The sequence below is a fragment of the Mycolicibacterium flavescens genome, assembly GCF_001722335.1.
GTDB lineage: Bacteria > Actinomycetota > Actinomycetes > Mycobacteriales > Mycobacteriaceae > Mycobacterium > Mycobacterium flavescens.
In genome coordinates this window covers 393853-402273 of sequence record NZ_MIHA01000002.1, presented here as the reverse complement: position 1 = coordinate 402273, position 8421 = coordinate 393853, and the positions used below count along the sequence as shown (strand labels likewise).

Genomic DNA, 8421 nt, shown 5'->3' with positions numbered 1-8421 from the left:
TTGCATGTGTTAAGCACGCCGCCAGCGTTCGTCCTGAGCCAGGATCAAACTCTCCAAACAAAACCTAAAAGGCAATTCAGAAAAATCTGACCTCAAAACAAGACACCAAAAACTGGCATCAAAAAAACCACACCCACAAACGGGAAAACAGGGCATGGCAAAAAACAAACAACAAACAAAAACCACCAAACACACTATTGAGTTCTCAAACAACACACCCGCACGACCGCGCAACCAGTCCGCGGCCAAAAGCCGCGTACTCGTAGTGCGGACGCTCAGGAACCCACCGAAGTGGATTTCCCTCTGGAAGTCCGCCGCGCTCTCCGGTCCGGGGACCGTGTCGCGGCGACCTGAGATAAGTTACGTCAGTGGAAACTCGGAGTCAAATCTCCAGGTCAGCGGAGGTTTTGAACGCAGTTGGCCACCGACACAGTCGTACGGCAGTACCACTATCCAACCCGCTGCACGCCGGCGATATTCCGCTTGCCGCGGCGCAGCACCAACCACCGCCCGTAGAGGAAGTCGTCGGGCTGGGGCGACCAGTCGTCGCTCGGGACCCGGGTGTTGTTGACGTACACCCCGCCCTCGGCGACGGTGCGCCGCGCCGCGCCCTTGCTCGCCGAGAGCCCGCTGGCCACCAACAGGTCGGTGATCGTGTCCGGCCCGCCGGGGTCCAGCACGGCGACCTGGTTGTTGCTGGCTTCCCGCAACGCCGCGGCCAGCGTCTGCTCATCGAGTTCGCCCAGTTCGCCGCGGCCGAACAGTGCCTGGCTCGCGTGTTCGACCGCACGTGTGGCGGCCTCACCGTGCACCAACGTGGTCAGCTCGCGGGCGAGCCTGCGCTGAGCCGCGCGTTCGTGGGCGCGGTCACGGGTCGCTTCGTCGAGGTCGTTCAGTTCGTCGGGTGACAGGAACGTGAACCACCGCAGGTAACGCACGACGTCGGCGTCGGCGGTGTTGATGAAGTACTGGTACCACGCATAGGGGCTGGTCATCTCGGGGTCGAGCCACAGGCTGCCGCCGCCGGTCGACTTGCCGAACTTCTTGCCCTCGGAGTCGGTGACCAGCGGTGTGGTCAGCGCGTGGACCGTCGCACCTTCTTTCTGGCGGACCAGTCGCACCCCGGCGATGATGTTGCCCCACTGATCGGAACCGCCGACCTGCAGCGAACAGCCGTGGCGCCGGTGAAGTTCGACGTAGTCATTGGCCTGCAGCAGCATGTAGCTGAACTCGGTGTATGAGATGCCTTCGCCCTCGAGTCGGCGCCGGACCGTGTCGCGGTCGAGCATCACGTTGACCGAGAAGTACTTCCCGATGTCGCGCAGGAACTCGATCGCCGACAGCGGACCCGTCCACGACAGGTTGTTCTCGATCACGGCGCCGGTCGGGGTGTCGTCGAACTCGACGAACCTTTCGAGTTGCCCGCGGATCCGGGCGGCCCACTCCGCGACGGTGTCGGCGGTGTTCAGGGTCCGCTCACCGGTTTCGCGGGGGTCGCCGATCATGCCGGTGGCGCCGCCGGCCAGCACGATCGGGCGGTGCCCGGCCTGCTGGAAGCGCCGCAGCGTCAGCAGCGGGATCAGGTGTCCCGCGTGCAGGCTCGGGGCGGTCGGATCGAAACCGGAGTAGACGGTGACGGGTCCGGCGGACAGCGCTTCGGCCAGCGCGTCGCGGTCGGTGGACTGCGCCACCAGCCCCCGCCATTCCAGTTCGTCGAGGATGTTCGGCGTGCCCAGGACAGTCACGTGGTCGATCTTTCCGTACTAGTCGCTCTCACCGGGAGTCGGTGCCCGTGGGCTGCGCCGGTACGCCGACACCTCGGGTCGGCCCGCGAGCCACAACCGCCACGGCCGGTCGGCGGCCTTGCTGACGCCCACCCGCGGGCCGTACTCGGCGTCGAACCGCTCACCCAGCGTCAACTGGATCGGGCTGGCCGGGTCGAATAGGTCGATTCCGTTGTCCTCCAAGAGGATTCCCATCGCCGAACACAGGTTGCCCGGGCCGCGGGCCAGGCTGGCGGGCGGCACCGACTCGCCGCGCCGGGCGTGAGCGGTGCTCAGACCCGCCTCGATCGCGGCGGCCCGCAACAGCACCGCGCCGGCGACGCCGTCGGTGGCGCACGCCACGTTCGCGCAGACGTGGATGCCGTGGCTGCGATAGGTGTAGAGCCGCCCGGGCGGGCCGAACATCACCTGGTTGCGCGGCGTCGGCCCGCGGTACGAGTGCGCCGCGGCGTCCGGCCACGGACCGTCCTCGGGGCCGCCGTACGCCTCGACCTCGACGATCATCGCGCTCACGCCGCGCCCGGTCAGGTCGGCGCCGAGTAACCGGTGAGCGGCCGTCAAGGGATCGACCGCCAGCGCTCGCATGCTCATATCGGCTCGTCGCAGGATCCGTCACTGACCATCGCGGACGATCCTACAAACGCCCTTGACAGCCGCGGTGAGCGCAGCGGAGTATTCATCGCATGATGACTTCATCACCGGATGAATTACCGGCGGCGGTGGAGATCACCGGGTTACGCGTCGTCCGCGGCGGCCGCCTGGCCCTCGACGACGTCTCCGTGCGGGTCGCCCCGGGCACCGTCACCGGTCTGCTGGGGCCGTCCGGATGCGGCAAGACGACGCTGATGCGCAGCATCGTCGGCACCCAGATCGTCGCCGCCGGCACCGTCACCGTGCTGGGGCGCCCCGCCGGCTCGGCCGATCTGCGCCACCGGGTCAGCTACGTCGCCCAGGACCCGACGATCTACCGCGACCTCCGGGTCATCGACAACGTGCGCTACTTCGCCGCGCTGTACGGCGCCGCGGCCACCGACGCCGACGAGGTGGTCGCGGCCGTCGGGCTCGCCGACCATCGCACCGCGTTGTGCGACAACCTCTCCGGCGGTCAGCGCATCCGGGTTTCGTTGGCGTGCGCGCTGGTGGCCCGGCCGGACCTCATCGTGCTCGACGAGCCCACCGTCGGACTGGACCCGGTGCTGCGGGTCGAACTGTGGCGACAGTTCCGTGAGATGGCCACCGACGGAACGACACTGCTGGTCTCCAGCCACGTCATGGACGAGGCCGAGCACTGCGACGAATTGCTGCTGATGCGTGACGGCCGACTGCTCGCCCACACCACGCCCGCCGAATTACGGGAGGACACCGGATGTCAGTCACTGGAGCAGGCGTTTCTGTCCGTCATCGAGCACAGCACCGCAGCCGTCGCCGCGGCCGAGTGACCTCGCGCGGGTATTCCGCCACCACCGCCCGGATCCTGCGTCAACTCGCCGCCGACCACCGAAGCGTGGCGATGATCCTGTTCGTCCCCAGCCTGATCATCACGCTGATGTACTTCATGTTTCAGAACGCGCCGCAGCCGCCCGGCGGCCTCAGCCCGTTCAACACCGCGTGCCTCATCATGCTCGGCATCTTCCCGCTGGTGGTGATGTTCCTGATCACCTCGATCACGATGCAGCGCGAACGGGCCTCGGGCACGTTGGAACGCATCCTGACCACCCCCCTGCGGCGCACCGACCTGCTCGCCGCCTACGGCACCGCGTTCTCGCTCGCCGCCGCGGCGCAGGCCGTCCTGGCCTGCCTGGTGTCCTACCTGTTCCTCGGGTTGCACACCGAGGGCAGCCCGGTGCTGGTGTTCACGATCGCGATCATCAACGCGATCCTCGGCGTCGGGCTCGGGCTGTTGTGTAGCGCGTTCGCGCGCACGGAGTTTCAGGCTGTCCAGTTCATGCCGGTGGTGATCGTGCCGCAACTGCTGCTGTGCGGGGTCCTCGTGCCGCGCGAACTGCTGCCGGACTGGCTGCAGTGGATCAGCAACGTGCTGCCGGCAAGCTACGCTCTGGAGGCGCTGCAACAGGTCGGCGCCTACGCCGAGCCGACGTCGATAGTGGTGCGAGACATCGCCGTCGTCGTCGGGTTCGCGGTGGTCTCGCTCGGTCTGGCCGCAGCCACGCTACGACGAAGGACACCGTGACCAACGCAGAGCGCAAGCGTCCCGGGCGCCCGCCCGGACCGTCGGACACCCGCGACCGCATCCTGGCGGTAGCGCGAGAACTGTTTGCCCGCAACGGAATCGACAAGACCTCGATCCGCGCGATCGCCGCGCAGGCCGACGTCGACCCGGCGCTCGTGCACCACTACTTCGGCACCAAGACCCAGCTTTTCGCCGCGGCCATCCACATCCCGATCGACCCGATGGACGTCATCGGGCCGCTCAAGAAGGTCCCGGTCGAAGACATCGGCCGCACGCTGCCGTCGCTGCTGTTGCCGCTGTGGGACTCGGAGGCGGGCAAGGGTTTCATCGCGACGCTGCGGTCGCTGCTGGCGGGCAACGACCCGTCGCTGGTGCGGTCGTTTCTGCAGGAGGTGATCGCCAAGGAGGTCGGGTCCCGGGTCGACGATCCGCCGGGAAGCGGCCGGCTGCGCGTGCAGTTCGTCGCGTCCCAACTGGTCGGTGTGGTGATGGCCCGCTACATCCTCGAACTCGAGCCGTTCAAGTCGCTGCCCGTGGAGCAGATCGTCGACACCATCGCGCCGAACCTGCAGCGCTATCTCACCGGCGAGTTACCCGGGTTGAGCTGACGCGCGGTCCAGCATCCGCTGGTGTTCGGCGTCGTCGGCCACTGCCACCGCCTCGTCGACCAGCAGCACCGGGATGCCGTCGTCGATGCGGTAGGCCCGGCGCAGCCGCGGGTTGTAGAGGAAGTCGTCGCCGACCAGCAGCAGCGGGCCGCGGTCCTGCGGGCAGACCAGGATGTCGAGGAGTTTCTCGTCCAGTGCCACGGGTCAGCCGAGCGGGACGTTCATGCCGGGCAGCACGGGCACCGGGCCCGCGACGGGCCCGTTGGTGGTGACCGACGCCTGCGCCTGCGCCTGCTGCTTGCGCTGATAGGAGATGGTGCTCTTGAGCGCCTCGATCAGCGGTGTCTGGTTGGGCCGGCGTTCGAGCGCGTCGGCGAGCGCAGCCGCGTTGAGCTGCGAGGGCCTGAACCCCTGCCGGCGCAGCTTCATCGCGTCGTCGATCAACGTCGAGATCTGCCCGCCGCCGTCGCCCTGGCGGTACTGCTCGTAGATCGCCATCAGTACCTGGTCGCCGTTGATTTTCGGGGTCGTCGGGGCCTCTTGCCTCTTGCAGTCGTCTCCGGTGCACGGCCGCTTCGGTTCGGCCGCCTGCGCTTCGGGCGCGGGGGTCTCGGTCGTCGACGGTGCGGACGGCTGGGCCAGCGCGCTGGGCGCCGCGACGCCGCACAGCAGGCCCGCCGCCATCACACCACCGACTCCCCCGAAGACGAGGCGACGCCAGATGTCACGGTGCCTACCGGTCTGCGATGTCATCGATCCTCCAGGTCGGGGCGTGGCCGACGGGCCGCCGCCAAGCCGGAGCCTAACAGCGACCGCACCGGGCGGCACGGTCATCCAGGCTGGCCCTCGGCGATCTCGGTGCGGACCGCCACGGTCAACCGCTTGTACCGATTCGTATCGGGATCGAAATACCAGGCGTTACGCGACGGCTTCGGGATTCCCTCGGCGCGCAGGGGGCTGACCAGCGGCCGGTACGACGCGCTGAGCGTCATTTTCGGCACGACGTGCACGATGTCGGGCGGCTCACCGACCGGCAGTTCGGCCAGCGCCTCGGACAGGTCAGCGGACGGGATGCTGCCGCCCGGGCGCACCGCCAGCGCCGTGACGGCCAGCTCGTGACCGTTGGCCGGCACACCGTAGGTCACCGCCAGATCGACCGCGCCGAGACAGCCCATGGCGTCGTTGACCGCCGAGGCGTACACGCAGCCGCGTTCGGTGTGGATGATCGCGCCGCGGTTGTCGACCAGCCAGTAGTCGCCGTCGTGGTCGCGGCGGAACAGGTACTCGCTGGACACCCAGGTGTCGGCCGGGGCGAACACCCCGCGTTTGACCGGCGCGGTCGGGTCGATCGGCCCGCGGGGGCGCGCCAGCAGCACACCGACCTCGTTCGGTTCGGCGCGACGCACGAAACCCCGATCGTCCTCGAGGATCAGGTCCTCCTGCGGGTCGTACGCCGCCAGCGCCACTTCCCGGCCGCCGGGCAGCGGACGGCCCTTCGCGCCGATCTTGGCGCCGGAGACGTTGGCCAGCACCGCCTGCCCGTCCGTCGTCGCGAAGAACTCGACGACGTTGGCCGGCGCGAAGATCTCCACGACCCGCTTCCACAGGCCTGTCGGCATGCCCGAACCGATGAACAACCGCACCGGGTGGTCGCCGTACAACGCGAAGGACGGATCGTTGATGACCTCCCGCAGCATCGCCCACGTGTAGGTCACCACGGTGACGCCGTACTGGCGGATCTCCTTGAGGAACCGGTCGGGCTGCAGCCCCCGCGACAACGCGATGCGTGAGCCGCCGACGACCGCGCCGCCCAGCGCGACCAGCAGCCCCGACTGGTGATGCAGCGGCGTCAGGCAGTAGACGGTGTCGCCGCGCCCGAGGTTGGCCGCCGACGCGGTGCCGAACGCCGAGATCGCCCAGCGGGCGTTGGTGATCTGCCGGGCGATCAACTCGCCGCCGATCGAACTGAACGCCACGAACGCCAGGTCCCGCGCCAGCCCCGGGTTCGGGCGGTACCAGCCGGGCAGGTCGACCGCATCGGGGTCGATCTTCTCCATGTCGACGACGTCCGCGTCCTCGGGGACCTGCAGGTCGCGCGCCTCACCGCCGCCGAGCACCAGCACCCGCATGTCGAGTTCGCGGGCGGCGTCCAGGTAGTTCGGGTCGGCGATGATGTCGCTCACCGCGCCGAGGCGGGCCGCGTCGGCGAGGTCGACGTCGGGCGGCATCAGCACCGCCACCGCGCCGAGCCGCGACAGGGCGGTGATCGCGACCAGCGCGCTGGGCCGGGTCTCCATCAGCACGCCGACGCGGGTGCCCTGCCGGACGCCGACCTCGATCAGGCCGCGCACAACGTTGTCGATCCGCCGGTCCACCGCTTCGTAGGTGTGCACACGGCCGTCGAACAGCAGGCAGTCGCCGTTGGGCAGGTTGCGGGCCTGTTCGGACATGATGCGGCCCAGGGAGATCCGGGTGTGCTCGTTGATCTGGCCGAGGCGGGCCAGCCGCGGCAGCGTGCGGGCGGTCTCGACGGCCAGCGCCCGCGCCGACTTGTTGGCCGAGACCACCGCTCCCGCCGCCGATTTCGCGAACGTGAAGGCCATCTCGGTGGCGGCGGCGGTGCCGTGTGCCACCCGAGAGCTCAACGACACCCCGGACTCGTGTGGCTCGCTGGGCTGCAACGCCATCGGGTTGACACCCTCGGGCAGATCGCCCGTGCCGTCGAGCCACTTGACCCACTGCGCCACCGTCGGCCACGTCTGGCTGGCCGCCTTCGACCCGACGACGAGGCCGAAATGCCCCGCGCGGATGAGGAACTCGTAGACGTCGGAGCGGGGCGCGGCGCGCTTGATGCCGCGCACCGAGGCGGGCTGGCCGATGTCGTCGACCTCGCCGATCACCGCGAGCACCGGGCAGTCGATGTCCGAGAGCGTGACGAGGTCGCCGTGGATGGAGAACCCGCCGCTCATCATCCGGTTGTGCGCGATGAACTGCTTGAGCAGTTCGGCGATCGCCGGACCGGACCAGGCGATCCATCCGTCGGAGGCCAGGAAGCGTCGCTGCTGTTCGCGCGGCAACAACGCCTCGCGGTCGTGCAGCTGGCGCAGGAAGTCGATCCGCGACTGCGCCGTCTTGAGCGGGTCGAGCATCTGGAACCCGGTGCGCGCCAACCATCCCGGGATGTCGATCCGGCTGAACACGTGGTCGGCCATGAAATCGGCGGCGACCGGGGCGATGCTGGCGGGCAGGTTCATCGGCAGCGCAGCCAGCGTGTCGACCGGGGAGCCGAACGCGATGATGCTCGCCAGGTCCTTGGAGTGGCGGTAGGCCGCGGACTGATAGGCGAACATGCCGCCCTGCGAGTAGCCCGCCAGGTGCACGTCGCGGCCGGTGACCTCCTTGACCGTGTCGATGGCCTCGCTCAGCGCGACGACGTGGTCGGCGAGCGTGCGCTCCATGCCGCCCTCGATTTCGTCGGGCGAGCCGAAGTCGATGACCCACGGGTCGATACCGGCCTTGTGCAGGATCCCGACGGCACCGTCGTCGCGGGTCACGTCCCACATGTCGGCCGACATCATCATCGGGTGCACCATCAGCACGGGCGGGCCCGGCTGTTTGGCGCCGGGCCGGGTGTCCGGCGGGAAGTAGCGCCGCAACCGGTACATCGGGACGCTCTGGATGATCTGGAACGGCGACGGCACCGCGCCGGTTTCCAGCCCGCCGTACCGCAGCACCTCGAGCCCGTTCTGAGCGGTGGCCACCAGCCGGCCGACCGGCCTGGTAAACGCCGACAGGTCCACCACGCGCTCCCCTCGTCTGGATGCCCCCGAATGCCGAC

At 68.8% G+C, this 8421-nt stretch carries 8 protein-coding genes and 1 rRNA gene; 3 read left to right on the top strand and 6 right to left on the bottom strand.

Translation table 11 applies throughout. The features are described from left to right. The 3 genes from BHQ18_RS04375 to BHQ18_RS04365 form a co-directional block, all read right to left on the bottom strand. Positions 1-60, bottom strand: a 16S ribosomal RNA gene (locus BHQ18_RS04375); the annotation flags it as partial. Positions 61-449: 389 nt separating this feature from the next. Then, positions 450-1736: a tyrosine--tRNA ligase gene (gene tyrS, locus BHQ18_RS04370; RefSeq protein WP_069412381.1), complete on the bottom strand. Its 1287-nt coding sequence runs from the start codon at positions 1734-1736 to the stop codon at positions 450-452. A 27-nt stretch (positions 1737-1763) separates the two neighbouring features. After that, entirely contained in the window at positions 1764-2375 is a 612-nt protein-coding gene (locus BHQ18_RS04365) for a DNA-3-methyladenine glycosylase (RefSeq protein WP_069412327.1), read from the bottom strand. Between the two features lie 92 nt (positions 2376-2467). On the opposite strand from BHQ18_RS04365, the gene BHQ18_RS04360 reads away from it, so the two are divergent. From BHQ18_RS04360 to BHQ18_RS04350, 3 genes are read left to right on the top strand one after another with little or no spacing between them, the layout of a single operon-like run. Continuing rightward, positions 2468-3223, top strand: coding sequence for an ABC transporter ATP-binding protein (locus BHQ18_RS04360; protein ID WP_069412326.1), 756 nt, complete (start codon positions 2468-2470; stop codon positions 3221-3223). Then, on the top strand, positions 3151-3975 hold the full coding sequence (locus tag BHQ18_RS04355; protein ID WP_084293870.1) for an ABC transporter permease: 825 nt from the start codon (positions 3151-3153) through the stop codon (positions 3973-3975). The genes BHQ18_RS04360 and BHQ18_RS04355 overlap by 73 nt, the downstream gene beginning before the upstream one ends. Continuing rightward, a complete protein-coding gene (locus BHQ18_RS04350; RefSeq protein WP_069412325.1) occupies positions 3972-4583 on the top strand; it encodes a TetR/AcrR family transcriptional regulator in 612 nt (203 codons plus the stop codon). The genes BHQ18_RS04355 and BHQ18_RS04350 overlap by 4 nt, the downstream gene beginning before the upstream one ends. On the opposite strand, the gene BHQ18_RS04345 is transcribed toward BHQ18_RS04350, so the two are convergent. The 3 genes from BHQ18_RS04345 to BHQ18_RS04335 all read right to left on the bottom strand — a co-directional run bounded on the left by BHQ18_RS04345 (position 4566) and on the right by BHQ18_RS04335 (position 8383). Then, positions 4566-4784 (bottom strand): Trm112 family protein, encoded by a 219-nt coding sequence (locus BHQ18_RS04345; protein WP_165614529.1) that lies wholly within the window; start codon positions 4782-4784, stop codon positions 4566-4568. The genes BHQ18_RS04350 and BHQ18_RS04345 overlap by 18 nt on opposite strands. 3 nt (positions 4785-4787) lie before the next feature. After that, on the bottom strand, positions 4788-5336 hold the full coding sequence (locus tag BHQ18_RS04340) for a hypothetical protein (RefSeq protein WP_069412324.1): 549 nt from the start codon (positions 5334-5336) through the stop codon (positions 4788-4790). Positions 5337-5413: 77 nt separating this feature from the next. Continuing rightward, positions 5414-8383, bottom strand: coding sequence for an acyl-CoA synthetase (locus BHQ18_RS04335; RefSeq protein ID WP_069412323.1), 2970 nt, complete (start codon positions 8381-8383; stop codon positions 5414-5416). Positions 8384-8421 lie beyond the last annotated feature (38 nt).